General features: G+C 40.1%; 27 protein-coding genes and 1 tRNA gene. 7 read left to right on the forward strand and 21 right to left on the reverse strand.

The window, feature by feature from the left end; all coding sequences use genetic code 11:
* The first annotated feature begins 103 nt into the window (after positions 1 to 103).
* The 3 genes from B5D47_RS00370 (at position 104) to csrA (ending at position 2,082) form a co-directional block, all read left to right on the forward strand.
* Positions 104 to 1,348, forward strand: coding sequence for a flagellar hook-associated protein 3 (locus tag B5D47_RS00370; RefSeq protein ID WP_078929736.1), 1,245 nt, complete (start codon positions 104 to 106; stop codon positions 1,346 to 1,348).
* A gap of 63 nt (positions 1,349 to 1,411) precedes the next feature.
* A complete protein-coding gene (fliW, locus tag B5D47_RS00375) occupies positions 1,412 to 1,855 on the forward strand; it encodes a flagellar assembly protein FliW (RefSeq protein ID WP_078929737.1) in 444 nt (147 codons plus the stop codon).
* A complete protein-coding gene (csrA, locus tag B5D47_RS00380; RefSeq protein WP_078929738.1) occupies positions 1,855 to 2,082 on the forward strand; it encodes a carbon storage regulator CsrA in 228 nt (75 codons plus the stop codon). Before fliW ends, csrA begins: the two co-directional genes overlap by 1 nt.
* Positions 2,083 to 2,134: 52 nt before the next feature.
* On the opposite strand, the gene tsaB is transcribed toward csrA, so the two are convergent.
* The 21 genes from tsaB to lnt all read right to left on the reverse strand — a co-directional run bounded on the left by tsaB (position 2,135) and on the right by lnt (position 21,016).
* Positions 2,135 to 2,809, reverse strand: coding sequence for a tRNA (adenosine(37)-N6)-threonylcarbamoyltransferase complex dimerization subunit type 1 TsaB (gene tsaB, locus B5D47_RS00385; protein WP_078929739.1), 675 nt, complete (start codon positions 2,807 to 2,809; stop codon positions 2,135 to 2,137).
* A gap of 10 nt (positions 2,810 to 2,819) precedes the next feature.
* Positions 2,820 to 3,257, reverse strand: a complete 438-nt coding sequence (gene tsaE / locus B5D47_RS00390) for a tRNA (adenosine(37)-N6)-threonylcarbamoyltransferase complex ATPase subunit type 1 TsaE (protein WP_078929740.1) — start codon at positions 3,255 to 3,257, stop codon at positions 2,820 to 2,822.
* On the reverse strand, positions 3,254 to 3,523 hold the full coding sequence (locus B5D47_RS00395; RefSeq protein WP_078929741.1) for a hypothetical protein: 270 nt from the start codon (positions 3,521 to 3,523) through the stop codon (positions 3,254 to 3,256). The genes tsaE and B5D47_RS00395 overlap by 4 nt, the downstream gene beginning before the upstream one ends.
* A gap of 82 nt (positions 3,524 to 3,605) precedes the next feature.
* Positions 3,606 to 4,676, reverse strand: coding sequence for a PilZ domain-containing protein (locus tag B5D47_RS00400; RefSeq protein WP_078929742.1), 1,071 nt, complete (start codon positions 4,674 to 4,676; stop codon positions 3,606 to 3,608).
* The gene (locus B5D47_RS00405) at positions 4,677 to 5,264 is read right to left on the reverse strand and encodes a hypothetical protein (protein WP_078929743.1); all 588 of its coding nucleotides are present in this window, start codon (positions 5,262 to 5,264) and stop codon (positions 4,677 to 4,679) included. It abuts the gene before it with no gap.
* A gap of 58 nt (positions 5,265 to 5,322) precedes the next feature.
* Positions 5,323 to 7,398 carry a flagellar filament capping protein FliD gene (gene fliD / locus B5D47_RS00410; protein ID WP_078929744.1) on the reverse strand — a complete coding sequence of 692 codons (2,076 nt, stop codon included), beginning with the start codon at positions 7,396 to 7,398 and terminating at the stop codon, positions 5,323 to 5,325.
* 39 nt (positions 7,399 to 7,437) lie between these two features.
* Positions 7,438 to 7,812 carry a flagellar protein FlaG gene (locus B5D47_RS00415; RefSeq protein WP_078929745.1) on the reverse strand — a complete coding sequence of 125 codons (375 nt, stop codon included), beginning with the start codon at positions 7,810 to 7,812 and terminating at the stop codon, positions 7,438 to 7,440.
* A 114-nt stretch (positions 7,813 to 7,926) separates the two neighbouring features.
* The gene (locus B5D47_RS00420) at positions 7,927 to 8,781 is read right to left on the reverse strand and encodes a flagellin N-terminal helical domain-containing protein (protein ID WP_078930129.1); all 855 of its coding nucleotides are present in this window, start codon (positions 8,779 to 8,781) and stop codon (positions 7,927 to 7,929) included.
* A gap of 441 nt (positions 8,782 to 9,222) precedes the next feature.
* Positions 9,223 to 10,083 (reverse strand): flagellin N-terminal helical domain-containing protein, encoded by an 861-nt coding sequence (locus B5D47_RS00430; protein WP_078929749.1) that lies wholly within the window; start codon positions 10,081 to 10,083, stop codon positions 9,223 to 9,225.
* Positions 10,073 to 10,228, reverse strand: a complete 156-nt coding sequence (locus B5D47_RS11380; RefSeq protein WP_159443454.1) for a hypothetical protein — start codon at positions 10,226 to 10,228, stop codon at positions 10,073 to 10,075. Before B5D47_RS11380 ends, B5D47_RS00430 begins: the two co-directional genes overlap by 11 nt.
* A gap of 242 nt (positions 10,229 to 10,470) precedes the next feature.
* Positions 10,471 to 11,103 (reverse strand): RdgB/HAM1 family non-canonical purine NTP pyrophosphatase, encoded by a 633-nt coding sequence (gene rdgB, locus B5D47_RS00435; RefSeq protein WP_078929751.1) that lies wholly within the window; start codon positions 11,101 to 11,103, stop codon positions 10,471 to 10,473.
* A gap of 48 nt (positions 11,104 to 11,151) precedes the next feature.
* Positions 11,152 to 12,084: a hypothetical protein gene (locus tag B5D47_RS00440; protein ID WP_078929752.1), complete on the reverse strand. Its 933-nt coding sequence runs from the start codon at positions 12,082 to 12,084 to the stop codon at positions 11,152 to 11,154.
* Between the two features lie 297 nt (positions 12,085 to 12,381).
* The gene (locus B5D47_RS00450; protein ID WP_078929756.1) at positions 12,382 to 13,362 is read right to left on the reverse strand and encodes a DHH family phosphoesterase; all 981 of its coding nucleotides are present in this window, start codon (positions 13,360 to 13,362) and stop codon (positions 12,382 to 12,384) included.
* 93 nt (positions 13,363 to 13,455) lie between these two features.
* Positions 13,456 to 13,899, reverse strand: a complete 444-nt coding sequence (locus B5D47_RS00455) for a hypothetical protein (protein WP_078929757.1) — start codon at positions 13,897 to 13,899, stop codon at positions 13,456 to 13,458.
* A 20-nt stretch (positions 13,900 to 13,919) separates the two neighbouring features.
* Complete coding sequence (gene argF, locus B5D47_RS00460) at positions 13,920 to 14,870, reverse strand: ornithine carbamoyltransferase (RefSeq protein ID WP_078929759.1); 951 nt, start codon at positions 14,868 to 14,870, stop codon at positions 13,920 to 13,922.
* 195 nt (positions 14,871 to 15,065) lie between these two features.
* Positions 15,066 to 15,138 (reverse strand) — tRNA-Met (locus B5D47_RS00465).
* 125 nt (positions 15,139 to 15,263) lie between these two features.
* On the reverse strand, positions 15,264 to 15,989 hold the full coding sequence (locus B5D47_RS00470; RefSeq protein WP_078929761.1) for an anaerobic ribonucleoside-triphosphate reductase activating protein: 726 nt from the start codon (positions 15,987 to 15,989) through the stop codon (positions 15,264 to 15,266).
* Between the two features lie 46 nt (positions 15,990 to 16,035).
* On the reverse strand, positions 16,036 to 16,611 hold the full coding sequence (gene nrdD / locus B5D47_RS00475; RefSeq protein WP_078929762.1) for an anaerobic ribonucleoside-triphosphate reductase: 576 nt from the start codon (positions 16,609 to 16,611) through the stop codon (positions 16,036 to 16,038).
* Positions 16,612 to 16,639: 28 nt separating this feature from the next.
* Entirely contained in the window at positions 16,640 to 18,775 is a 2,136-nt protein-coding gene (locus B5D47_RS00480) for a ribonucleoside triphosphate reductase (protein WP_078929764.1), read from the reverse strand.
* A gap of 1 nt (position 18,776) precedes the next feature.
* A complete protein-coding gene (nrdR, locus tag B5D47_RS00485) occupies positions 18,777 to 19,280 on the reverse strand; it encodes a transcriptional regulator NrdR (protein ID WP_078929765.1) in 504 nt (167 codons plus the stop codon).
* Positions 19,281 to 19,327: 47 nt separating this feature from the next.
* Entirely contained in the window at positions 19,328 to 21,016 is a 1,689-nt protein-coding gene (gene lnt, locus B5D47_RS00490; RefSeq protein WP_078929767.1) for an apolipoprotein N-acyltransferase, read from the reverse strand.
* Between the two features lie 113 nt (positions 21,017 to 21,129).
* Here lnt and B5D47_RS00495 point away from each other — a divergent pair, with 113 nt between their 5' ends.
* From B5D47_RS00495 to B5D47_RS00510, 4 genes are read left to right on the forward strand one after another with little or no spacing between them, the layout of a single operon-like run.
* Positions 21,130 to 22,317, forward strand: a complete 1,188-nt coding sequence (locus B5D47_RS00495; RefSeq protein ID WP_078929769.1) for a galactokinase — start codon at positions 21,130 to 21,132, stop codon at positions 22,315 to 22,317.
* Positions 22,310 to 23,089, forward strand: coding sequence for a 5'/3'-nucleotidase SurE (gene surE / locus B5D47_RS00500; protein WP_078929771.1), 780 nt, complete (start codon positions 22,310 to 22,312; stop codon positions 23,087 to 23,089). The genes B5D47_RS00495 and surE overlap by 8 nt, the downstream gene beginning before the upstream one ends.
* 46 nt (positions 23,090 to 23,135) lie before the next feature.
* A complete protein-coding gene (locus B5D47_RS00505) occupies positions 23,136 to 23,822 on the forward strand; it encodes a tetratricopeptide repeat protein (RefSeq protein ID WP_078929773.1) in 687 nt (228 codons plus the stop codon).
* A 1-nt stretch (position 23,823) separates the two neighbouring features.
* Positions 23,824 to 25,929: a hypothetical protein gene (locus B5D47_RS00510; protein ID WP_143592559.1), complete on the forward strand. Its 2,106-nt coding sequence runs from the start codon at positions 23,824 to 23,826 to the stop codon at positions 25,927 to 25,929.
* Positions 25,930 to 25,932: the final 3 nt, after the last annotated feature.

Raw genomic sequence — 25,932 nt, forward strand, 5'->3', positions numbered from 1 at the left:
TTATCTTTATAAGTTTGCATTGCAAGCTTACTAATCAATTGCAATAAAGAGTCAATTCTAAAACTGAAGTTTTAATCTTGCTTTTTATGGGAGAAATAAGGCTATGAGAAGAATCAGCAGTCAGATGAATAACAACAATACTCAGAACAATCTTCGCATTCAGGAACGCCGTTTAAATAAAATAAACAACCAGATTGGAAGCCAGCAGAAAATTCAGTCTTTGCGCGACGATCCGGTTGCTGCCGGCCATCTTGTAAAATATCAGTCTTATCTTAACCGCGTAAACAATTTTGAAAAAAACGGACAGATTTTAAGCGACCAGTTTGTGTATCGCGAAGGTTATATGCAAAATTCTCTTGATATTATGCAGCGTGTGCGTGAACTGGCAGTTACTGGAGCAAACGGAATTTATAGTCAGGACGATTTGCGGAATATGGCTGTTGAAGTTGATGAGCTTTTGCAGGAACTTGTTCAAAACGCGAATGCCACTGGTCCTGACGGAAATTCAATTTTTGCAGGCACAAACACAAATGCTCCTGCTTTTGAAGTTGATTTAGGTCATGTTGACGGTGCGGTTCAGCCTTTGATTTCTTCTGTTCGCTATAACGGAACGATTGATAAGAATAAGGTTGAAGTTGATGAAAACAAATATGTTACTGTGGACAATATTGGTTCAAAGACATTTTGGGCGGAACCTCAGCGCCTGTTCAGCGGACGTGACCTTTCTTCGTGGCAGGCAAAGGAAAGCGGCGTAATAAATGTCGACGGTCAAAAAATTCAGATGGAAAGCGGAGATACAGTATATTCTCTTGTTGCAAAAATCAACAGTTCTGGAGCTGCTGTAAAGGCTGCAGTCGATCCTGTTACAAACGGATTGAACCTTACGACGACGGATTCTCATCAACTGTGGCTGGAAGATGTTTCTGGAACAGTTTTAAATGACCTCGGAATAATTAAAGATTCAAGTCAAAAACCTCCTTACAATATGGCGGATAATGTGCGTGTTTCCGGCGGTTCTCTTTTTGACAGCGTGATTTTGCTCAGAAATTCCCTTTTGAAAGGCGATGGAGATACAATCGGAACCCGCGTTCTTGCAAGCATTGACTCTGGAATCAACAATCTTACCACCCGCGTTGCAAAGTCCGGAAGTGAATATGAAAGGCTTCAAAACGACATTGTGCGGAATTCTGCGACAGCTCTGAATGTAACTTCTCAAATTTCTAGGGAAGGCGATCTTGACATAACACAGGCCATTACCGATCAGAAAATGCTTGAATATACTCAGCAGGCAACTTTAAGCAATGCCGGAAAAATGTACAGTTCTTCTCTCTTAAACTACATGAAGTAAAGTTTTAGTTTTGAGATAAAAATTGAATGAAATTAAAAATAATTGGGAGGAAAATTTTTAGCAATGGAAGTAAAAACAAAAACAATGGGAACTGTCAATGTTGATGAAAGTCAAATCGTCAGTTTTCCAAACGGTCTTTATGGTTTTGAAGAATATCATAAATACGCGATTATAGAGGCGGAATACAAACCTTTTTACTGGCTTCAGTCGCTCGACGAACAGAACCTTGCCTTTATAATCGTAGATCCGTTTTTGATTGTAAATGATTATGAACTCGATATTGACGACAGGACTCTCTGTGAAATCGGCATTGATTCTCCGGGCGATGTGATTTTGTTCGCAATAATTACAGTTCCGGCAGACGGAAGCGCCGTGACTGCAAACCTTCAGGGACCGATTGTTATAAACCGCAAAAACCGGACAGCTCTTCAGGTTATACTTTCTGATTCAAAATGGACCACAAAGCATAATATCATCAAAACTTTAAACGATAAGGAAAAAAAGTAATGCTGATATTATCAAGAAAAGTAGATGAAAAAATAAAAATTGGCGACAATATTACAATCACTTTGATTGAAGTCCGCGGAGATCAGGTTAAAATCGGGGTTGAAGCGCCAAAAAACGTAAAGGTTTTCCGTCAGGAAGTTTTTAATGCAATCCAGACAGAAAACAGGGAAGCCGCCGCAAATTCGCAGACTCTCGAAGCGCTTTCAAAATTTTTAGGCGGAAAATAATTTTTTTTGAAAAACTATTCCCAGCTTAAAAATAAAAAATCAGCTAAAAAAACTACTTGTTTTCCAAGGCGATTTCTGCTTCGCTTTTGCGAAGGTATTCAGGCCCTTCAAAATCCTTGAGGGGCTCTTTTTTTTCTTCAATCATTTTTTCGGCAATATTGAAAAGATTTATGCAGGTGTTTATTTGCGCGTCAAAATAAATAACGTCCAGAGACGGGCTGTTTTGTTTGAGTTCTTCTGCAAAGAGTTTTGCATCCGGTCCGACGCAGAGAATTTTTTTTGTTTTGTCGATTACGGAAATTACTTTTTCTATCGTCGTGTCTTCCGGCTCAAGAATTGTCTTTTTGTTTTCGTAAATTCCTGCAAAAAACTGGTCTTTTTTTGCATCGACTGTCGAAATTACAAGCCCCTCAAAATTTTCAAACGGCGAAGCGTAACATTCGAGTGTGGAAACTCCATAGACAGGCTTGTTAAACGCAAGTTCGATTGATTTTAAAGCGGCGAATGCAAGCCTCAAACCTGTAAAAGTTCCCGGACCTTTGCATAAAACCATGTAATCGAGTTCTTCTGGTTTTAAATCAACTTTTTTTAAGACAAAATCAATGGCAGGCAGGAGTTCCTGGCTTTGTTTTGGTCCTATATCCAGCGACAGTGAAGTCGTAATATCATCATTTTTTGCGCTGACTGTCATGCAGCCAGACGCGCTGTCTATTGCTAAAGCTTTCATTTTTTCCTCATTAAAAGTCGCCGTAAGGCCAGTTTTCGAGCGTAATTTTTCTTCGGCAGCCGTCGGCGCTTTCCTGCGGTTCAAGCCGGATTATTATTGTTTTTTTGGGAAGCGAATCCATGATTTTTTCTGACCATTCGATTATGCTTACGCCGTTTCCGTAGATCAATTCTTCTGCGCCAAGATTTATAAAATCGTCAGTTCCGTTAAGGCGGTAAACGTCCATGTGGTAAAGAGGAATTTTTCCTTCGTATTCGCTTATGAGGCAGAATGTCGGGCTTGTAATAGTATCTTCAACTCCGAGAGCGAGAGCAATTCCCTTTGTGATTGTTGTTTTTCCTGCCGCAAGAGTTCCCTGCATTGCAAGAATATCGCCTTTTTTTAATTTAGAACCTATTTTTTTCCCAAATTCAATTGTCTGCTCTGCTGAATCTGTATAAAAAGTCATATTGGCAATAATCCTTCGCTGTCCATTGAAAGAATTTTTTCTTTTATCGATTTTGTCACAGGCAAAACTGGATAATCAAAATTTGTGCCGTACGGATAATTTAGCGTGATTGTTTTTCGTCCGAACGGATCAACTTCTATTGTAAAAGAAATCTGTACATCTTCCTGCTTTGAGAGAAAATCGATTTTTGCAATTGCTGTATAATTTCGGCGGTAATAAATCAAATTATCTTCAACGCCAATAGAACTGATTTCTAAAACTTTCATGTCTTTATAGAATAATCCAATCTAATTTTACCGTCAATAACAGTATTGTTATTAAAAAATCTTATGAATTTTTTTTTGCATTTTAAAATGTTTCATAACCGCAGGCGAGAGCATTTATTCTGTTTACGATATTTTTTTCGATTTTTACAAATTTTATGTGAAGAATGTATTCGTCATTTTTTGTTTTTGTGGTTCGGATTATAAAGCCTATCGCGCTGTCTTCTGTTTTTCCGTCAAGAGGAGCTGTTACTTTTAAATATTGTTCTGCCTTGATGGCAAGTTTTGTTGTTATCCTGCATCCTCCGGCAGAAATATCTAAAAGTTGTCCTTCGTGTATTTTTTCGCTTGCCTTATATTCTGTTTTGTCACCTTCAATTTCTGGCTTTACAGAAGAAAATTTACAATCTTGAAAAAGGTCAATTCGCGGAAAAGCGCGTTTTGTTCTGGAATAAATCTTATCGCTGTGGGTGCAGACAAGAAGGTCTGTGTCTTTTTTTCCCTTTTGATAGCGCACAACCCGGACTTCTATTTCGTAAGGCATTGAATCCTTGTACACAAAAATCAATTTTATTTTAGAAAGGATCGCCGGTCTGTCCTGGGCAGGAAGATCTTCCGGAAGTTGAAAATGAAGTTCGGACTGATTTGTATCGACAAGAACTGTCAAAAAGTGAATTCCCTGAGAAGGAGTGTAATTAAAACTTGTTCCGATTGGAATTACGCGCGAAGTTTTTATGACGGCGGAAGTTTCAAACGTTTTTACTAGTTTTGCCCTGAGCGAAAAGAGAACCGATTTTGCATTTTCGTCTTCTGTATTTTTTAATGAATTGAATTCGGTTTTTAAGTATGAATTAAATGTATTTGTTTTGTTGAGAATGTAATTTATATTTGGAAGCGGATGCTCAGCGCAGATTTTAGAGAAAAGCTCTTTTTCGTCAGCCGAAAGTTTTGCGCGTTTTGAAATTTCATTTATACTTTTTTTGGAAGTAGGGCGGTCTTTGTTTTTTTCTGCGTATGAATCGGAAATTTTATATTTTTCAAGAATTTTTGAGATGCCCCAGAGAATTACAAGTATTGCTGCAACAATAAGAACAACGAGCAGAACGGAAAGAACATTTATGGAAAGCCTTGCTGCAATCGGTGATCCAGAATTCATTTATGCCTCCAGAGCGTCTGCCAGGCTGTCGAGTCGAGGGCTGATTTCGTATTCTGCCAAATCGCCCAAAAGGACTGTGTCTTTTGATTCAATAGCCTGTTCAAAGTCCTTTAGAACCGGAGACAAATCTGCGAAAAATTCGACAAAAGTTTTGCCTTCGATTTTTATTTTTCCAAATTTCTGAGGAAACAAGGCGGAAAGACTTGCTGTGTGGCATATGTTGTCGATTAAATCGGCAAGCGAAGTGATTATTGAATTTGCCTCATTATCTTTTCCTGCCTGAAATTTTACCGGAATTTGTTTTAATTCTTCTGAAAGTTTGCGGCAGCTTTCTTTTTCTTCGTTAAATGAATTTTCGATTGCTTCCTGGCTTATAATTCCAAGTTCAATTTTTGTGTCCGGACACAATGGTTTTTCGGCAGTTTTGTCAAAATCTTCTGCGCTGATATTTTTTCCGTCAACTATGATGCTTACGGTCGTTGCGTTTGATTTTGCGCATTCTTCTTCAAAACCTCTGAGGACATCTCCGATTGTTTTTTCATTTTCGAGCTCAACATCAATTTTTGTGCCGTTTACATAAAATTCCATAAAATATTCCTGTTCCTGTAAGTTGTAAAAATTCAGATTTTAGCTTAGTTATATTTTACTATTGTTTTCCATTGTTTGCAAAGTTTGAGATTGTATTTGACTGTGCGTTCAGACTGTTTAAGGTTCCTTCCATCTGTCCGTATTTTGACCTCAATTGCGCTTCTTTGTTGTCTATCTGCCGTTCAAGGGTTGCAATTTTTGTTTCGGAAGATTTAATCCTTGTTTTGAGAGTTGCGTTTTTATTTGCGATTATTCCGCCGCTTTGAACCCAGGAACCGAGCTGCCTGTCGAGTTGATATGCAATTCCCGTATCAACGATTAAATCGCCGTCAGAATCGTATCCAAAAATATTTTTTATCTGATCGAGGTCGTTTTCCAGAGCCTTGTCCAGCTGTTTTTCGTTTATTTCAAGGTAACCGCGGAGCTGGCTTGCAGAATATCCTCCTGAAGAACCTGTTGCCCTTGTCGAAATTCCAAGCTGATTGAGCATTGTGATTGTCGCATTTTCTGACCAGCGGTAGCTTCCCGAGACTATTGACTGCAGGGAACTTTTTCCGGAACGCAGGGAGCTGTCTCCAAAAAACATTCCGAGCCTTTTTTGAGCGCTTTCCTGTTCATCGCTCGAAAGATAATCTAGTTCAGAAATAATTTCCGGCTTGTTTTCGCTCAAAATGTTCATTTCTGCCAAAACCTGATTGTAAGTTCCTACAAATTGAATTAGAGCGTCTTTTGCAGATTCTTTGTCCGGTTTTATGTCGATTGTTGCGGTTTTTTCAGTTGAATTAAATACATTCAGCGTTACATGAGGAATTACATCGTCTATTTTGTTTGTCGGACGGTTTACCGTAATTCCTTCGTACTTGATTATTGCATCTCCGGCAGTTGAAACCGGATGCACAGCTTCGTAACCCAAATCTTTTTTAGAGTCATAAACTGTAAATTTTGAAACAGCAGCCGCTTCTCCCGTATTTCTGTTTCGTATAACAATGCTCTGAATGTCCGGATAATTTTTTAAATCAACCTGAACTGTTTTTTCGCCGGTTTCTTCGTCAACAGCAAGGCTTGCGGTTTTAATCTGAGTTTCCTTTCCGTCGGCAGTGCGTGCATAAAAATCTGTTTCGCCGGTAATTGGCGTAAGCAGGGTAGGAGGCACTGGCGGAAGTTCAACTTGTGTCTTGTCGTTAAAAACAGTCACGTCTTCGTAAGTAACTTTGCCTGCTTCCTGAAGTTCCGGCCGGGTTGTGCGGATAAGGTTTAATTCGTCGGTTATATCCTGGGTTTCAAAAGTTGAATAAGTGAATTCAATTCTATTGTTCGGGTTTTCAAGAATTTCGTCATTAAGCTGAAGTTCAAGTCCGGATCGCGGTGGGAGAATGTAGCGGTTTTCTTCCGAATCCCATTCAACTTCTTTGCTTGTAATTTCCGGCATCCCAGACTGTTCTACCGCAGGAACAGGAAATTCGTCCTGAGGTGAATAAAAATCTTCCAAAGACGTTCCGATTTCCTGAAAGTCAGCCTTTGTTTTTGCAATGATTCCGTGTTTCAGGGCGAATGAAAGCGCATCATCCTTAAAAATTAAAGTATTTTCGTCACCAGTTTTTAATGATTCAAGTAAAAGCGACTGTTTGTTGTTTGAAACTCCGACAATGCTTGCTTTTATTGTGTTTGATCCGCGTTTGTTGAGAGAATTTACAAATTCCGAAACTTTTCCGCCTTTCCAGTTAAAAGAAATCGTTTTGTCTGCAACTTGAAAACTGTATTTTCCTTTTGGAATTGAAAAATCTTTGTCTAGCTCTTCCGAAAGAAATCTGTCTGCTGTAGCTGGTTTTACAACGTCAATTTTAATTTGGCCGTAGGCTGCTTCTCGTCCGGGAGTTGCTGTGATTGCGTTTTCGTCAGTCGAAGTCGAAATTTTATTGTTGAAAGGATTATCAAATGAGTAAAGAGTTTTTGTATTTGTGCGAAGAGCCGTCATTTTCTGGCTCATTCCGTTCCAGGCATTTTGCTGTTCTTTGTACCTGTCGAGCGACTCCTGCTCCCTTGTAAGCGGAAGCCGCTCCTTTTTTATCAATGCTTCAATAAAATCGTTAGTCTTATATTTGTCACTGACTCCAGGTATTGATATATCAGCCATGTTGTAATCCCGTAAATTATGTTAATGCAAGAAAATGAATTAAATCATTTCGTCAAACAATACTCCGATTGCTTTCCGTATTCTTACTTTTAACTTTTGAATGTCTTCGGAAGGAATTTGTTTTATGACTTTATCAGTTTTTGAGTCAACGACGGTAACAACGACTTGATTTAGTTCCTTGTTTACCGAAAATTGTACTTTTCTACCCGAAACAACATCCGATAGTTTTTGTAATTGACGGACATCTTCCTGTAATTGGGCATTTTTGTCGGAAATATTTTGAACCACTTGTGCAGCATCTGCCATAGGCATCTTTACTTCCGGTCGTTGCGAAGTTTTAGATGCAGAAGCATTTGCGGAGTTTGCTAATATGCGGCCATCCATTGCCGGCTGCCCTATTGAACTTATTGTCATGGGGCTTTCCTCCTGAAAAATGAAAGAAGAAGGAGGGCGCACCCCTTCTTCTTTACGCTTTTATTCTAAAAAAGATAACATCCAGGAATCTCTTAAATAATAAAAGCGATTTTGCTATCTGAGCAATGCAAGTACGTTCTGTGACTGGCTGTTTGCCTGTGCGAGCATTGCTGTACCAGCCTGTGAAAGAATCTGGTTTTTTGTATACTCAACCATTTCAGAAGCCATGTCTGTATCACGGATGCGTGATTCAGCAGCCTGAAGGTTTTCAGCAGCTACGCCAATACCGTTAGAAGCCATTTCAAAGCGGTTCTGGTATGCACCGAGATCTGCACGCTGTTTTGAAACTGTCAAAAGCGCGTTGTCGATTGATGCGATTGCCATGTTAGCCTTGTCTGGTGAATCGATTCCAATCTGTTCATCAGATCCCTGAGCTCCTTTAAGTCCAAGAGCTTCGGCTGTCATAGTGCCGATGTATACACGAGCGTTCTGGTCAACATTTGCACCGATCTGGAACTGCATAACGCGTCCTGATACTGAATCTGAAGCGAATGCACCTGTAAGAGTATTCATTCCGTTGAACTGAGCCTGAGAAGCGATACGATCTACTTCTGCAACGAGCTGAGATACTTCAACCTGAATCTGCATACGGTCTTCATCGCTGTAGATGCCGTTTGATGACTGAACTGCGAGTTCACGAATTCTCTGAAGAATGTCTGTAGTTTCCTGCAAATATCCTTCTGTAGACTGAATGAAAGAAACACCATTCTGAATGTTTCTGTTAGCCTGATTCAATCCACGAATCTGACTGCGCATCTTTTCAGATACTGCAAGTCCTGAAGCGTCATCGCCAGCTTTGTTAATACGCTGACCTGAACTGAGTTTTTCGATGTTTGCCTGCAACTGTTCGTTAGAAACTCCCAGTGTACGATTTGAGTACATCGAACTCATATTGTGATTAATAACCATAATTTGTGCCCTCCATGCAAAAAAAACATACGACTTCATGCCGTAAGTCCTGCCATTGTGCGGTTTGCAGTCGGTTTTGCGCCCCCTTCTGCAATTTTAGCCCATCAGCAGGAACTGTTATTCGTATTCTGAATAAAAATACTAATAACCGTCCATACTGTCACAATGTCATGGAAAGCTGTTTTCAAAGATCAGTGGCATTCCTAAAAAAAATGCCCGGTTTTCAGACAAAACTGCAATAAAATTACATTTTTTGTTCTGACAAACTCTATAAATAAGATTATAGCAAAAAAATCTGCTAAATCAAATTCTAAAGTTAGATTTTTAGTGTTTTTTTGTGGAAAAATAAAAAGAGTAGAGCAAAAACACCGCAAAATTTGCCAGAAATTCAAAAATGATTTTAAAATCATAGATGGATTTCTGACAAATTACTATACAGCACTATCTAAGCAAAGACAATACATTCTGTGATTGTGAATTTGCCTGAGCAAGCATTGCTGTTCCAGCCTGTGTGAGTACCTGGTTCTTGGTGAATTCAACCATCTGCGAAGCCATGTCTGTGTCACGGATGCGTGATTCAGAAGCCTGCATGTTTTCGGCTGAAATATCAAGTCCGCGAACTGCATATTCCATGCGGTTCTGGTAACCACCGAGATCGGCGCGCTGCTTGTTAATCTTTTTAAGAGCTTCGTCGATAGTTCCGATTGCGCGGTTGGCCATATCAGGAGATGCCAAACTCATTGGAGTTTCAGTACCGATTTCGCGGATACCGAGAGCTTCCGATGTCATTGTTCCGATGAATACCTGCATACGCTGATCCATGTTTGCTCCAATGTGGAACCACATAGAACCTGTAACAGTGTTTTCACCTGTAGACTGTGCAAAACGTCCTGTGAGCATGTTCATACCGTTGAACTGTGCTGTAGATGCAATGCGGTCTACTTCTGCAACGAGCTGAGAAACTTCAACCTGGATCTGCATGCGGTCTTCGTCGCTGTAGATACCGTTTGATGACTGAACTGCGAGTTCGCGGATACGCTGCATGATGTCTGTTGTTTCCTGCAGATAACCTTCTGTAACCTGAATGAAACTGATACCATTCTGTGCGTTCTGAGAAGCCTGGTTCAATCCACGGATCTGGCTGCGCATTTTTTCAGATACTGCAAGTCCAGAAGCGTCATCACCAGCGCGATTGATTCTTTCGCCTGATGAAAGCTTTTCCATGTCTTTTTGAAGACCCTGGTTAGTTACTCCTAACTGTCTGTTTGAATACAGAGCTGACATGTTGTGGTTAATGACCATAATTTTTTCCTCCATGGAAAATTGTCAATCCAAAATCCTTTTTGGACTGTTTGTAAAAGGAAACTTCTGCATTTACAAGGCCACATCCATTTCCTTTTACATTGACTTGTTTGGACAGTTGTTTCATCGAAACATTTCTACCCATAACTTGTCTTTATTCTTATCGGCATTGGAAATAAATATCTTTAATAAAAAATTGAATTTTTTTGAACTTTTTGAAAAAAATGGCTGAGTGGGGAAGTGCGGATTTTGCGTTTAGTCAGACTGCAAAATTTTCCGGCATAAAATTGTCATTTATACTGTGTGCAAAAAAAAACACGGTCTGCCAGTTTTTTATGACAGACCGCGCATTGTAGTGTAAGCCAAAATGCAATAAAAAAATGAGTCTTAGACTTGTTTATTCAGATTTTTTAAGATGTCAGAGATTGCACGTGCTGCTTTTCCGCGGTGAGAAATTCTATTTTTTTCTTCTGCTGAAATTTCTGCGACAGTTTTTTTGTATTGCGGAAGATAGACTATAGGATCGTATCCAAAACCTCCGTTTCCTGCCTGTTTTTTTATGTCGTCGATGAGTTCGCCTTCAAAGGTTTCCTGGGCGACAAAAAAACGTTCACTGTTTATGAGCAAAACCATTGCACATACGTAAAAACATCTGCGGTTTTTTGAGCCTGTTGCGTTAAGCTGAAGAATAAGGTTTTCATTCTGCTCGTTTTGCGGCATTTTGTGACCATCTGGATAGCCATGCATAAATTCTGGACCCGCATAGCGTGAAGTGTAGATTCCTGGTGCGTTTCCGAGGCTTTCTACGCAGAGCCCTGAATCGTCTGCAATTACAGGTTCATGGACAAGTTCGTAAAGGGCACGCGCTTTTATGAGGGAATTTTCGTAAAAAGTGGCGCCTGTTTCTTCTGGATTAAAGTCTATTCCAACGTCTGCAGGAATTAAAATTTCGCAATCAGAGAGAATTTCCTGCATTTCTTTCTGTTTGTGCCGGTTACCGGAAGCTAAAAATAATTTCATAAACTAAATATACTCCAAAAAAAAAGTGGTTACAACAAACGGATTATTTTATTCATCGTCGTTTTTGCCGTTTTGCTCTTTGTAATTTTGGGCGTTTTCGATAAATGGCATAAAATTGAGTGTTTTTTGACGGTGGGTTAAAAAAAACGAAACTCGCCTCTTTTTTATTCCTGTAACCTTTGAAATTTCCGCAACTGTCGGAGAGACGACGAACCTGTGTTTTAGAAGGCTGTTGATATTTTTCCAGCTGTTTGTCTGGTTTTCGTATTTTTCCGAAACCGTGTTGTAATAAGATGAAGATGGATCGATTTTTGAAAGTTCAAAAAGACTTCTCTTATGAAAGAAAAATGCGCGGTTTCTGCGTTCAAGCATAAAATTTCTTTTTGATCTTTTACAGGCTGTCCTTAATTTTAGTTCTTCAATTTCCCGGCAGAAATGTTCATGGTTCATTTTTAAAAATTCAGATATGTTTTTGAGCATCGCAGGATCTATTTCGTTGCAGGCTTTGCAGGCGCAGATGTGAATAAATTCCTTAAGAATTTCCTGCTTCTTTTTGCTCATGTTGTCCAATGTTTTTGAAAAATTTCGTTTTGTCTGAAAACTATGATTTTTTTCGATGTAGTCTTCGTTCATTTTTTCCTGCCTGTATTCAAAGTCAAAAATGGACTGATCTTGCAGGCATTGTTCGCCGGCTTTTGCTTTTATCTGTCTTTTTAGCCAGTTTTTGTAAGTGTGCTTTATACACGCTCTTAGAAAAATTGTAAAGTTGATGGAGCTGTTTGTGTAATTTTTTACGTATTGGATAAAAACCGAAGATCCGAAGAGTAAAAATTCGCTCAGCTGGTCTTCTGTAAGCGTACAAAGCCCATATTTTCTTGGATTGTTAAAGATTTCTTCCCAGATGAAGTTTCTGGCCGTTTGTTCCGTAATTTTTTTTGTTTTTAATAACTGCGGAATCTGAGTGATTTGAATTTGCTGCATTTGCTGCCTCCTGTTTTGGAAACAGCAATTTTTATGCCAATTTTTTTTATGCCAAAAATGATGGAATTTTCGTGTTTTCTTGCAGATTCTTGCAAAATCATCCAAAAAACTTGCAAAAAAATTCATTTTCTTGCAAAAACTTGCAGCTTTCTTGCAAAGTCATGCAAAATCTTGCAAGAACTTGTAACTTTCCTGCAAAATTATGCAAATTCTTGCAAAATCTTTCAGGTTTCTTGCAAAATCATGCAAAAATTTGCGAAATCTTGCAACTTTCTTGCAAAATCTTGCAGAGAAATTTTATAAAATTTTTGCAAATTCTTTTTTTATTTCAGGAATAAGGTTTTCCAGCTTGCCCTGAATGCTAAAACCAGCTGCATTTTTATGACCGCCGCCACCAAAATGAGAGGCAATTGCACTTACGTCACAGTCGTCTCTTGAGCGAAGTCCTCCTGTACAGCTGAATTCCGTATCTTGGCGCAAGAAGGCAACAGCCTCGATTCCTGTCGTTGCAAGAAGAAGCGAATAAAGCGCGTCGCTGTCACGTCCTTCCTGGCCGTATTTTTTTGTGTCTTCCAATGTTTCGTATGTAATTGCAAGCTTGTCGTTGCAAACTCTTTCTGTTCTGCCTAAAAGAACTCCGAGAAGTTTACGTGTTGAATAAGGGCGTCCGCCAGTTATCTGGTCGTAAACTTTTCTAGGATTTACGCCTGCCTGAACGAGCCTTGCTGTCTGTAAAAATACTTCTGTTGAATCTGAATTAAGGAATTTAAAATATCCTGTGTCCGTGCTCTGTCCCATAAAAAGATAGTTTGCAACTTCTGAATCTACAGGCCCGATTACTTTTTCGTAAATCTGCTGAACAAGGCAGCAGGCGGCAGGAGAGGAGGAATCTATTATGCAGTTGTCAGATACATCGGCAGTGAGGTGATGGTCTATAATAAAAGTGTCCAGACCTGTCAAGTCTCCGTCAATATCTCCAAGTCTTTTTAATTCTGAGCAGTCAAGAATTATAAGCCCTGTTTCTTTTCGTTCCGGTTCTGTTAAAAACTGAGGCGTGTCTGTAAAAAATTGTGCTTTTGAAGCTATTTCGTTGCGTTTGAACGGACCTGCGCTTAAAAGCTGGTATTCAAGATTTAGCTTTTTTAGAATACAGGCCATTGCAAGACAGCTGTAAATGCAGTCTCCGTCTGGTTCTTTGTGTCCGATTATAAAAAAGAAATTGTGCGATTTTAAAAATGATTTAAATGAATCGATTTGTTTGTCAGTTATGATTTTCATAAATTTTCCTGTCAAAAAAAAGAGCCATCGTAGAAAGGACGGCTCTTTTTCTTTTTGAGACTCTAAAAAGAAATGTGAATCTTTAGAGATGTTTTAATAAACTATGTCGAATGTATCTTTGTCGGCATTTACCTGAACGTTGCTGTCTGCAACTCCCCAGGCAGAATCTGCGCGGCTTATCGGCATTGTAAGAATTACCTGTTCAAATTCTCCATTGCGGTAGAGAACTGTCATATAAGGAGACATTCCTGTAGAAAGCTTGCGAAATGCGAGTTTTCTTGGTGAAGATTTGTACCATTTTTTTGGAACTACAACATTGCCAACTTCGCGATGACCTTTTGCATACATTACGATGTAAGCATCTTTCTGGTCGAGGACTCTGTAAACTGTTACATTTTTGTAACTCATTTCAGATTCATGAAATTCCTTTTTGTAAGAAGGTTCTTTTTTGTCTGCGCTTTCCTGTGCAGTTGCGTTAAAAATGAATCCAGCAGAAAGAACTGCAGAAATAAGTCCAACAATGAGAGTTTTTTTCATCTTGAATCTCCTGGTTATGGCTAGATAAGTGCCAGCATGATTGCCTTAATCGTATGCTTGCGGTTTTCTGCTTCGTCCCATACTTTGCTTGCGGAACTTTCGAAAACCTCTTCTGTAACTTCCTGACCTAAGACCGCTGGAAGACAGTGCATGAAAATTGTATTTTCTTTACCTGTTGCGGCCATAAGCTCTTTGTTTACCTGATACGGTTTAAGCAAACGGGTTCTTTCTTCTTTGAGCGCTTCTTCACCCATCGAAACCCATACGTCAGTATAAAGGCAATCTGCTCCTTTTACAACTGAAATATCATCTGAAATTTCAATTTTTGCTCCGCTTTCTTTTGCAAACGGCGCGCACAAATCCTGAATGTCTTTTGGAGGAAAGAGTTCTTTAGGAGCGAATATTGCAAAGTCGATTCCCAGTTTTGCAGAAATAATCATAAGCGAGCGGGCTACGTTATTGCGTCCGTCTCCGCAGAAAACCCATTTCAAGCCCTTGAGTTTTCCGAAATTTTCCTGAAGCGTAAGAATATCGGCAAGTGCCTGCGTAGGATGGAATTCGTCTGTAAGTCCGTTGATTACCGGAATTCCTGAAAATTCTGCAAGCTGCTGTACATGTTCCTGCTTAAAGCCACGGAATTCGATTGCGCTGAACATTCTTCCGAGGACTCTTGCGGTGTCTTTTACGCTTTCTTTTCCGCCAAGCTGAATATCCTGTGTTGACATGAATACCGGATGGCCGCCTTCTTCGCCAAATGCAGTTTCAAAAGATGAACGTGTACGTGTAGAGCGTTTTTCAAAGATAAGGGCGATTGTCTTTCCTAAAAATCTCTGGTGAATTTCTTTATTGTGCGCCTGCTTTTTTGCGAGGATTGCGTAGTCGAGAAACTGTAAAATTTCTTCAGGAGAATAGTCTGCCCAGGTTAAGAGTGAACGTCCTTTAAAAGGCGAATCAAATTTTTCCGCTTCCATTTTTATTGTGCCTCCTTAATAAAACACCGCGTTAGCGGCGAGCCACGGATGGCGAGAATCACAGTTTGTGAAAGCAACGCTTGAGCAAACTGTGATGATAAAAATTACAAGGATGTAATTTTTATCATGCCTCCTTTAAGACATTATGGCTGAAAATAACAAGGGCTAGTCAATTTGACTAGCCCTTGAAAAAAGTAGGGGCAATAGGACTTGAACCTATGACATACGGAATATGAGTCCGGTGTTCTACCAGCTGGACTATGCCCCCAAGTGATTGTTCAACTATACCAAAGCATAAAAAAAAGGTCAAGTACTAAAATGAAAAAAATACAAAAATTTTTGAAAAAAAATCAAAAATAATTGTCTTTCAGTAAAAAATTGCTTTTTATAAAACTATCTCAGGCAGGAATTTGGAATAAAGGTCTTTGCGTAGTTTATAAGTTCTGAGATTTGAGATTCGCTATAAGATGGAAGCGCATTATAGAGAGGCTCAAGGCAGTTTCCGGCGGAAAAACGTGCAAACTGCCATGAGGCGTCTTTTGGAAGAATGGCGGCGATATTTTCTATATCTTCTTTTTGTACGAGTGTCGGAACTAAAACCGTTCGGAATTCTCGGCTGGCGGAAGGATATTCTTTTAATATTTTTATCGATTTTTTTAAGGCCTGTTCATAATCAGTTTTGTCGGAAATGTTAGAAGAATTTAAAAGCCCGCGATATTTTTGAGGGCTTGTTTTTATGTCCATTGCGATAAAATCCGGCCGTGTCTGCGGGTTTTCTGTAATTTGCTGTAAAAGTTCTGGCAGTGTTCCGTTTGTGTCCAGCTTGACCTTGTAGTTTAATTTTTTTGCAAAAAGGATGAGTTCCTTTGTGTGAGGATTTAAAAGCGCTTCTCCTCCGGAAATTGCTAATCCGTCGAGGACGTTTTTGCGTTTTGCAAGGTGGCTTTTAATTTCGTCTAAGGTAAAAAGACCTGTATCGTCTTGAGTTTCTGTTACTAGCTGCGCATTGTAGCAGTACGGACAGCGCAGGTTGCAGTGCTTTAGAAAAACCGCGGCGCACACGGTTCCTGGAAAATCAACGAGAGAAGTTTTTACGAGTGCACCGATTTTTTCATTCATATAATCTGTTCAATTTATTTTGCTGTCAGGCAATAAGATTGTTGTCTCAGACTGCCTGTGCCAGATTCATTTCTGGAATTGAAGTTTTTATGTCTTCTACGCTGTGTGCCCGCGCGATTTCTGTTCCGTTTTCGTCATAGAAAATTACTGTTGGAGCGGAAAATACGCCTTTTGCGGCTGCGATTCTCAGGCCTTCGTCCGTGTCAACATCGATTAACTTTCCTGTAAGATTTAGTTCTTCCATAAAAGCTTTTACCGGAGGGCAGTTTGGACAGGTTTTTCTCATAAAAAACTCATAGTCTGCCGGCGCTGATGATTCTTCCGTGCCTGCGCTTTCGTTTTTTGAATTGATGTTGTTTTCTGAATTGGATGTTTCGTTAAAAAGCGTAGCCTGTAGTTCCTGCTGGCAGTCCGGCTGGCCTGAAAAAGTTTCGTCTACTGTAAAAAGTTTTCGATGATTGTATTCGTCGCGCTTTCCTTTGTTCCAGTTTTTTACGGCACGGTAATATCCTACGATTCTTGCATAGACTTCAGTCTCTGTTCCGTGCACGTTTTTGAGTTCTTCTTTTAAAGATTCAATCTGCGCGTCGAGTTCTTCGATTGTTTTTGTCTGCTCTGTCATTTTTTATCTTCTCCCATTTATGTTTATGCTAATTTTTTTTGTTTAAAAGTGAATTTCGTTCAGCTTCAAGCTCTGCAAGTTTTTTTCTTAATTCTGCTTCTTTTTCTGCCTTGCATTTTGGACATTCAAAATGTTCTCCGGCAATGTAGCCGTGAACTGGACAAATTGAATATGTCGGGCTGATTGTAAAATACGGAATTCTGTAATTTGTAAAGACTTTTTTTACAAGATCACGGCAGGCGCGCCAGTCTTTTATCTGTTCTCCAAGGAACATATGGAAAACTGTTCCGCCTGTGTATTTTGTCTGCAATTTTTCCTGCTGGTCGAGGGCTTCAAAAACGTCCGAAGTGTAATCGACTGGAAGCTGCGAACTGTTGGTGTAGTAAGGCTCGTCTTTTCCGCTTGTGATTATGCCGGGAAAGTTTGTCTTGTCATGCCGTGCCAGACGGTAAGATGTGCTTTCGGCAGGAGTTGCCTCGAGGTTGAATAGCTCGCCGGTTTTTTCCTGATAATCCTGCATTTTTGAGCGCATATGGTCGAGCACTTCGCAGGCAAATTGATAGCCTTTTTTGTCGGTGATGTTTACGCCCAAAAAGTTCAGACAGCATTCGTTCATGCCGCACAGACCGATTGTGTTAAAGTGGTTGTCCAGTGTTTTTAGGTAGCGCTTTGTATATGGAAAAAGTCCATTGTCCAGAAGCTTTTGAATTACCTTTCGCTTTATGCACAGGCTTTGTTTTGCCAGATCCATAAGGTAGTCGAGCCGGGCATAAAATTCTTCCTCTGTTTTTGCAAGATAGCCGATTTGCGGAAGATTGATTGTGACAACTCCGAGGGAGCCTGTAAATTCGTCTGAGCCGAAAAGTCCGCCGCCTCGTTTTCTTAATTCGCGTTTATCGAGTCTGAGCCGGCAGCACATTGAGCGGACATCATTTGGATTTAAATCCGAATTGATGAAATTTTGAAAGTAAGGTGTTCCGTATGCGCTTGTTATTTCAAACAGAAGTTTTGCATTTTCGCTGTCCCAGCTGAAATCTTTTGTAATGTTGTATGTTGGAATCGGGTATGCAAATCCTCGGCCGACAGCATCGCCTTCCAAAAGAAGCTCAAGAAATGCCTTGTTTATCATGTCCATTTCTTTTTGACAGTCGCCGTATTTAAAATTCTGTTCTTTTCCGCCTACGATTGCTTTTTTATTCTTTAAGTCGTCTGGACAGATCCAATCGAGCGTTATGTTTGTAAATGGTGCCTGGGATCCCCAGCGGCTTGGAGTGTTTACTCCGAATATGTAGCTTTGAATGCACTGCTTTACGCTTTTGTAGTCAAGATTGTCTGCTTTTACAAAAGGAGCAAGGTATGTATCGAACGATGAAAGTGCCTGAGCTCCAGCCCATTCGTTTTGCATTATTCCCAAAAAATTTACAATCTGGTTTATCAAAGTTGAAAGGTGAGATGCTGGTTTTGAGGTGATTTTGTCTGGAACTCCCCCCAGTCCTTCCTGAATAAGCTGTCTTAAAGACCATCCGGCGCAATAACCGGAAAACATCGAAAGGTCGTGAATATGAAAAGCGCAGTTTTTGTGGGCTTCTGCAATTTCTGGAGTGTAAATGTTCTTTAACCAGTAGTTTGCCGTTACTGTTCCTGAGTTGTGAAGAATAAGACCGCCAAGTGAAAAATTCACATTTGCGTTTTCTTTTACGCGCCAGTCGGACTGTGCAAGGTAGCCGTCCATTGTTGCGTTTATGTCGAGCATTAAAGATTTTGAGTCGCGGATGGCTTCGTGTTTTGCACGGTAAAGAATGTAAGCTTTTGCAACTTCAACCTCCTTTGCTTCTATCAGTACGTTTTCGACAATATCTTGAATTTCTTCGATTGCAGGAATTGAATGTGCGCGACGACCTGCCAAAAGAACTCTCAGGTTTTCTTCAACCTTGTCTGTAAGTTCTTTTGCTTTTTCTGTGTCTGGAATTTTTGTGACAGCTTCAATTGCCCGGTTTACGGCTGATTCTATCTTTGAGCGGTCGTATTTTTCTATCGAGCCGTTGCGTTTTACAACCTGCTTTAAAAAGCCTTTTGTTTCTTCATCGCTGGATGAACCCAAAAAACTTCTCCATTGCGGAAAAATTGACAAATCGTCGCTGTTTGTTTTTTTGAAAGATTCCACCTTATTCTCCCTCTGCTGTTGTTTCTGTTTTGTTTTTCTTTTCCCGGTTTTTCTTGGAAAGGTTGTTTACTTCTGTGACAAATTCCTCGAGATTTTCAAAGTGCTTGTATACGGAAGCAAAACGGATATATGCAACCTTGTCTATGTCGTACAGGCGTTCAAGGACGAATTCTCCCAGCTCAGCTGTTGAAATTTCTCGGTTTGCCTTTCCTGCGATTATTGCACGGTCTTCAATGTCATTTATGATGTTTTCTATCATGCTTGTCGCAACCGGGCGTTTTTCGAGGGCGCGGTCAATTCCTTTCTCGAGTTTTGTCCTGTCAAAAGGCTGGCGGCGTCCGTCTCTTTTTATTACCATAAATGGTTTTTCTTCGATTCTTTCGTAACTTGTAAATCTGTATCCGCAGCTTACACATTCACGGCGGCGGCGGAGCGATTCTCCGTTTGCCATCGTGCGTGATTCAATGACTTTATCGTCTAGGCTTCCGCAGTAAGGACAGCGCATAAAAAAATATCCCCTCTAGCAATAGTGTTATTTTTATAACTAATTCATCATAAAACACTAAATCTAGACTGGCAATAGAATTTTTTTGATTTTACGCAAAAAAATAAAAAAGCGGCAATTAGAACTATGAGAACATGTGGAAGCCAGTCTCCGAACTGAGAAGCGGCTGTAACCTGTCGTCCGTAAACTGGGATTGAGACGCTTAAGTGCGCAGGTTCAAAAAGCGGAAGCGAAGAAATGACTTTTCCAGACGGAGAAATTACCGTTGTAACTCCAGAATTTGTGCATCGGGCGAGGGTAGTTCTGAATTCAATTGCCCTGTAGGCTGCCACCGCAAGATGCTGGTATTCCGCTGACTGTGTTTTTGACCACGAATCGTTTGTGATATTCATAAAAAGCTCGGTTCCGGCAGAAAAAAGTCCGCGGAAAACGTGTCCAAAAGCGTCGTCAAAGCAGATTGGAGCGGAAACGATAACTGTAGTTTTTTCCGGCTGTTTTTTTTCGAGGGAAATTATTTCCGTGTCAAGATTTTGTTTTGGCGAAGAAACAGGTATTTCAAAAACTGTGTTTTTTGTTCCGGCAGTCCATCCGTATGAAAAGCCTGCGATTTTTTTTATGAAATTCCGGACAGGTTCGTATTCAACAAATGGAATTGCTTCTGCAAATGGAACGAGATGAAGCTTTGAATATGCGCCTGCAAGTTCACCGTTTTTGTTAAAAAGAAGAGCCGCATTTGAAAATTTGTGGTTTTCCCGGTCAAGAATCATCGCTCCGCCGATTATAAACGGAACTTTTTTTTCTTTTATGTATCTGATAAGAGGTTTTTCTTCCGGGTGTGTCAGATAATATCCGTATGAATCCGGCCATCTTCTGTTTAGAACTCCTTCGCTCCAGACAACTAAATCCGTTTTTTTATGGTTTGAAGAAAATTCTTTAATTCCCTCATCTGTAAGAAACTGAGAAACCGTAATTGCGTCTTTTTCGTTTGAGCGGTAAGTGTCCATGTCCTGCTGAACCATTACCGTATTGATGTGTTTGACCGGGAATCTTGGTTTGTTGTATTGGTAAAGTCCGTATATTACTGTAAGCCCGAAGAGAATAAAAAATGTTTTTGCCGCGAGAGTGTACGAAAAAACGCAGCTTTTAAGGTTGATGATTTTTTTATGTTCGTTTACAAGAAGAATTCCCTGCGCAACGACCGAAGAAAAGAGGGCAAAAATAAAAGTCACTCCGTATTGACCTGCAATGTCTGCGATTTGCATAAAAAACGGCCACGAAAGTGCTGTCATGGAAAGAGTTCCCCACGGATATGCCAAAAATCCTGTTGATTTGCACCATTCGTAAACGACATAAACTCCTGTAAACCAGAAAATCTTAATCAGAATAAAAATTCCCGGCAAAACCCTGTTTTTTTGTGAAAAAGGAAAGAATAAAAACCAGCCGATTATTCCTTCGATAAAAGCTGTTCCCAGAAGGCTTGCTCCGAGCGTAAAAAGCGCCATTCCCTGAAAATTTTTGAGCCAGAAGCTTGAAAATAAATGGACAAGACCTCCGTGCAAAAACGAAAGCCAGAATGCTTCTTTGTAACTTTTTGAACGTGAAATTGCTATATATAGAGGAGCGAGTGCAAAAAGCGCAAAAAGCGGGCACCCGATTTTAAATAATTCATTTGGAATTGCAAGCGAAAGCAGTACGCTAGAAAAAAAAGATAAAAAAACTTGTAAAAAACAGAACATTATAATATCATTTTATAAATATTAGTTTTTTTTAGCAAGGTTTTGAAAATATCCAAGCATATTTAAAAATGTAAATAAAAAGTTAAGCGTTGCACCAAAAGTAGAGAGGCACTATGGAACAGGCAGATTTTACCAGGAATGAGCACTTGCAGGAATATCAGGTAAAACCAGCTGTTATTGCTGTTGCAAACGGCCGATTTCATTTGATTGGCGAACATACGTGGTTTGCAAAGGATAAAACTCTGTCTATGGCAGTTGACCTGCCTGTTTTTGTCGCTGTTTCTAAACGACAGGACGTTTCCCTCAGATTTTATTTTTCCCAGTTAAAAGACAGAAAGCGTGGAACTTTAACCGCATTGAAATTCAGAAAAGAAGACCGCTGGGCCAATGCCCTCAAAGCGATTGTTTACGGTTTTATTTCAGGTGGATTTGATCTTTCTGGAATAGATTTTACGGTTTATTCCCAGGTTTTGCCTTCCGCCGGATGTGGAATTACGACTGCGATAAAAGTTGCAACTGCCTATGCAATCAGAAAACTTTTTAATCTTCAGTGCTCGGATGCCCAGCTTTTGCAGGTAATCGAGCGTGGAAACAAGATTTTCCTTAATCTTGAAAATTACATGGCGGATTATTTTTCTGCGATTTATTCAAAAGAAAATTCACTTGTCCTTACGGATTACTCAACAGGTTCTTGGGATCTGGTTCCGTTCAACTTTGAAGACAAGGTTATCCTTCTTACTGATACAAAGGTTCCGAGAGTGGAAATTTGGAATGAGGAAACTATTCAGCAGCCGGAAAATGTCCTTCTTCTCGGCGAATTAAAGGAACGAAAGTCAAATGTTTACGGAGGATGGGTTTATGAGGAAAATCCTTCTGAAGTAAACGATGTCCTTTCTGTGGTGCCGGAAGATACCCGAAGACGTTTACAGTGCATTATGCGTGAACACAGATACGTTCTCGAAGCCCAGAAGTCTCTTATGGCAGGAGAATTCGGCGGTTTTGCAAGGGCTGTAAATCACAGTTATAAAAATATGCGCGAAGACTATGAGCTTTCTTGTCCGGAAATTGACTGGATTTTAAAAAGGCTGCAGGAGATAAATCCAAATGCACAGGATTCAAGAAATCCGGTTTCGTGCGGAAGAATTACAGGCAAAGGTTTTGGACGCATGACTTACACGATTATGAACCGTTCAGACGAGCAGGCGTTTAGAAAAACTCTTGCCGAATACGAGCGGATTTTTGGATTCAAGGCGTCCTGCTACGAAGTCCGGCCTGCTGGCGGGGTACAGGTAATTGAATAATTCAAAAAAACTGAATTTATTGCTCACAAACGACGATGGAATTTCTGCTCCAGGGCTTCAGATTCTTGCAGAGGCTTTAAAAAAAGTCGCAAATGTTTATGTTCTGGCTCCAGCTTCCAACAGATCTGCTGTTTCTTCTCATATTGTAATGCACGAATCGCTGACTTTTAAGAGGTTTGCGGAAAACGAATGGTCTTGCTCAGGTTATCCTGCTGACTGCGTAATTTCGGCCTTGCGTTCAAATCTTTTTAACAATGTTGAATTTGATGCTGTTTTGTCAGGAATAAACAAGGGCCCGAACATGGGAACCGACTGCATTTATTCAGGAACGGTCGCGGCGGCAAGACAGGCGGTTTTGTACGGTTTGCCAGGGATTGCCGTAAGCCTTAAGGCTGAAAGCGGAGAATATGCTCAGGACGGTTACGAATACGGCGCATTGGCGGAATTTGTAAAAAACAACCTTGAAAGATTGATTTCGCTTTACGAGCCTGACTGTATTGTGAGCGTGAATGCAAAATCTCAGGAAAAATACAATTCAGCTTTTTTGACTTCCTTGTGTACAAGAGATTATAAAGATAAAATAGAATTTGAAGAAATCGAAGAAGGTTTGCTAAAAAGCACTCTTTTAAGCGGAGTTTTGACGACGACAGGACCTGAACTATTGAACGAATATGAGGCGGTAGAGTCGGGAAACATTGCAATAACGAGAATTTGCGCTGAACCTGTTGATTTTGAACCGGCTTTGAACCGTAAGATTGATTTTGTTTTTTAACCGGAAAATATCGTAATTCTGGTTAATGGGTGCGGGAGGTTGATTTATGGCAGAAAAAAGTTCATCGCCTCTTTTTGAGGGAATTTCGCTTTATAAAAAAGGCGATTATACATCTGCTCTTACATTTTTCATTTCTCTTCCTGAAAATTCTGGAATTGATAATATTGAACTTGCATATTACATTGGTCTTTGCTATGCAAAACTTGAAAGATATGACGATGCCCTTTTGTATCTTGAACAGGTTATAACTTCAGAAACTCAAAGTCCGCGCGTTTTGCAGTGCCGCTATCTTTTGGCAGTGATTTATGCGCTGATTGGAAAAAAACGTCTTGCAGATTTTGAATTGAATAAGCTTCTCGAAACTGGTTATAAGCCGGCGGACGTTTACGCTTCTCTTGCCTATGTCGCATGGCAGCAGAATGAATTTGAAAAATGTCTCGATTATTACAAAAAATCGCTTGAAATAGATCCTGAAAACGTTACATCTCTTAACGGAATGGGCTATGTTCTTGCCTGCATGGAAAAAGATCTTGCAAAGGCCCTGTCGTATTGCAAAAAGGCGCTCGACAAAGAGCCTCAGTCGGCTGCCTGCCTTGATTCTGTTGGCTGGGTTTATTACAAGCTTGGCTTAAAAAAAGATGCCGCAAAATACCTTCTTCAGGCTTATGCCCTTCGTCCGGAAAATGCGGAAATCATCGAACATTTAAAAATCGCCCAGGTGGAAGTGAACTGAAATGAAAAATAAAATACTAAAAACCCTGACACTGCTGCCATTTTTTTTTGCAGGTTTTAATTTATTTTCTCAGAATTATGTATTTACGAGCGAGGAAGCCCGTGTAAAAAATTCAACTGGCGCACGTTCTGCCCAGGCAGGTTTTGCCGAGGAGGAATTTAGAAAAGGCGTTCAGGCTTATTACCGCGGAAGTTACAATGATGCAATCTTGGAATTTGAAAAAGCCCTTTCTTATCTTCCGTCAGAAAATATAATTCTCGAATGGCTTGGAAAAGCTTACTATCGTGCAGGTCTTGAAGGAACAGCGCTTGAACACTGGCAGACAGCAAGCGATAATAATTACGGCGGACTTTTGCTTAAAAACAAGATAGAAATTGTCCGCGAAAGAAGAATTTCAAACAACAGTTACAATGACCCTGTAAAATACACGGAAAGCGGAAGTTATTCTGGAAATTCTCCGGACGGAAAAAAATTGGTCTTTAGCCAGCCAGTTTCGATTCTTGCAAATTCTGACGGTTCGATGTGGATTGTTTCTTACGGTTCAAACGAACTTTTAAGAATGGACATCAACGGTTTTGTATTTGAACGCTCGAACGGCTCTTTTGAAGGTTTTGACAGACCGATGGACATAATTCGCCTCAATGACGGAAATCTTCTTATAAGCGAATTCGCCGGAGACAGGCTGAGCCTTTTTTCTTCAAGCGGAAGGTTTTTAAGGCATTTTGGTACTAAAGGCCTTGGAACTGGAAATTTTGTCGGTCCTCAGTATCTTGCAACTGACGGAATCGGGAATATTTACGTGTCTGATTTTGGAAATGCGCGGATTGATGTTTTTGACATGGATGGAAACGGACTTTTCTTTTTTGGACAGAAATCTGAAAAATCTTCTGGTTTTGACGGTTTAAAAGCTCCGTCCGGAGTCGCCGTTTCTGGAAACGAAGTTTTTGTTGCCGATGCTGTAACTGGAGCCGTTTACCGTTTTGATACGGCTGGAAACTATCTGGGACTTTTGTGCCTTGAAAAAACTTTTGTTCACCCGGAATCGATGAAAAAATGGGGAAATTATCTTGTCGTTTGCGACGGAAATAAAATTTATTCGGTTGATACAGAAACTGGAACGGTTTTTGAAAATGTCCGCACTGGAAATGCTCCCTCTTATTTGACATGCGCGGTACCTGACGTAAACGGAAATCTTCTTGCAACGGATTACCGCACAAACGAAATTTATGTAATGTCCAAGATGTCTGAGCTTGTCGGCGGACTTTTTGTTCAGATTGAAAAGGTCGACGCTTCAAAATTTCCAGAAGTAAAGGTTGAAGTAAAGGTTGAAAACCGCCACAGACAGGCGGTTGTCGGTCTTAAAGAGCAAAATTTTGTAATTACAGAAAAAAAAGGCGCGGTTCAGAATTATGTTTTTGAAGGCGCCTCTTATGTGAACGATTTTGCGGATATTACGCTTGTAATTGACCGCAGTTTTGAAGCTGCCCAATATTCAAGGGAAATAGAAACTGCTGTCCGCGAAATTGCTTCTTCAATGAATGAACACGCAAATAAAGGAACACTTAGAATTGTAACTTCCGGGGCTGTTCCTGTGCTCGAATATGAAGGTTCTCCGGAAAAAGCCTTGAATTTTAGCCTTCAGTCGATGAAAAATCCTCTGTCAGAAAAATGTACTGTCGATCTAGCAATCAGACTTGCTGCGAACGGTTTAATCTCCGGCGAAAAAAAGAGGGCGGTTGTTTTAATCGGAGCCGGAAAATTAAGCGAAAACTCTTTTAACAAATACGGACTTACGGATTTGACAGCGTATTTAAACAACAATTCAATTATTCTTTCTTCAGTTCTTGTTGCAAAGACCAGCGTGGCTCCTGAACTTGCATATATTTGCTCTCATACTGCAGGAAATGAATATTATGTTTACCGGACGGAAGGTTTAAAAAATGTTGTAAAAGACGTGATTGATACTCCGTGCGGAATTTATGTTTTGTCGTTTACCTCATCGCAATCGACCCAGTTTGGCGAAAAATATCTTCCTGTCGAAGTTGAAGCGTATTTGATGAACCGTTCCGGCCGTGATGACAGCGGATATTTTGCTCCGCTTCAATAAAAA

Origin of the sequence: Treponema berlinense (assembly GCF_900167025.1) — a bacterium.
GTDB classification, from domain to species: domain Bacteria; phylum Spirochaetota; class Spirochaetia; order Treponematales; family Treponemataceae; genus Treponema_D; species Treponema_D berlinense.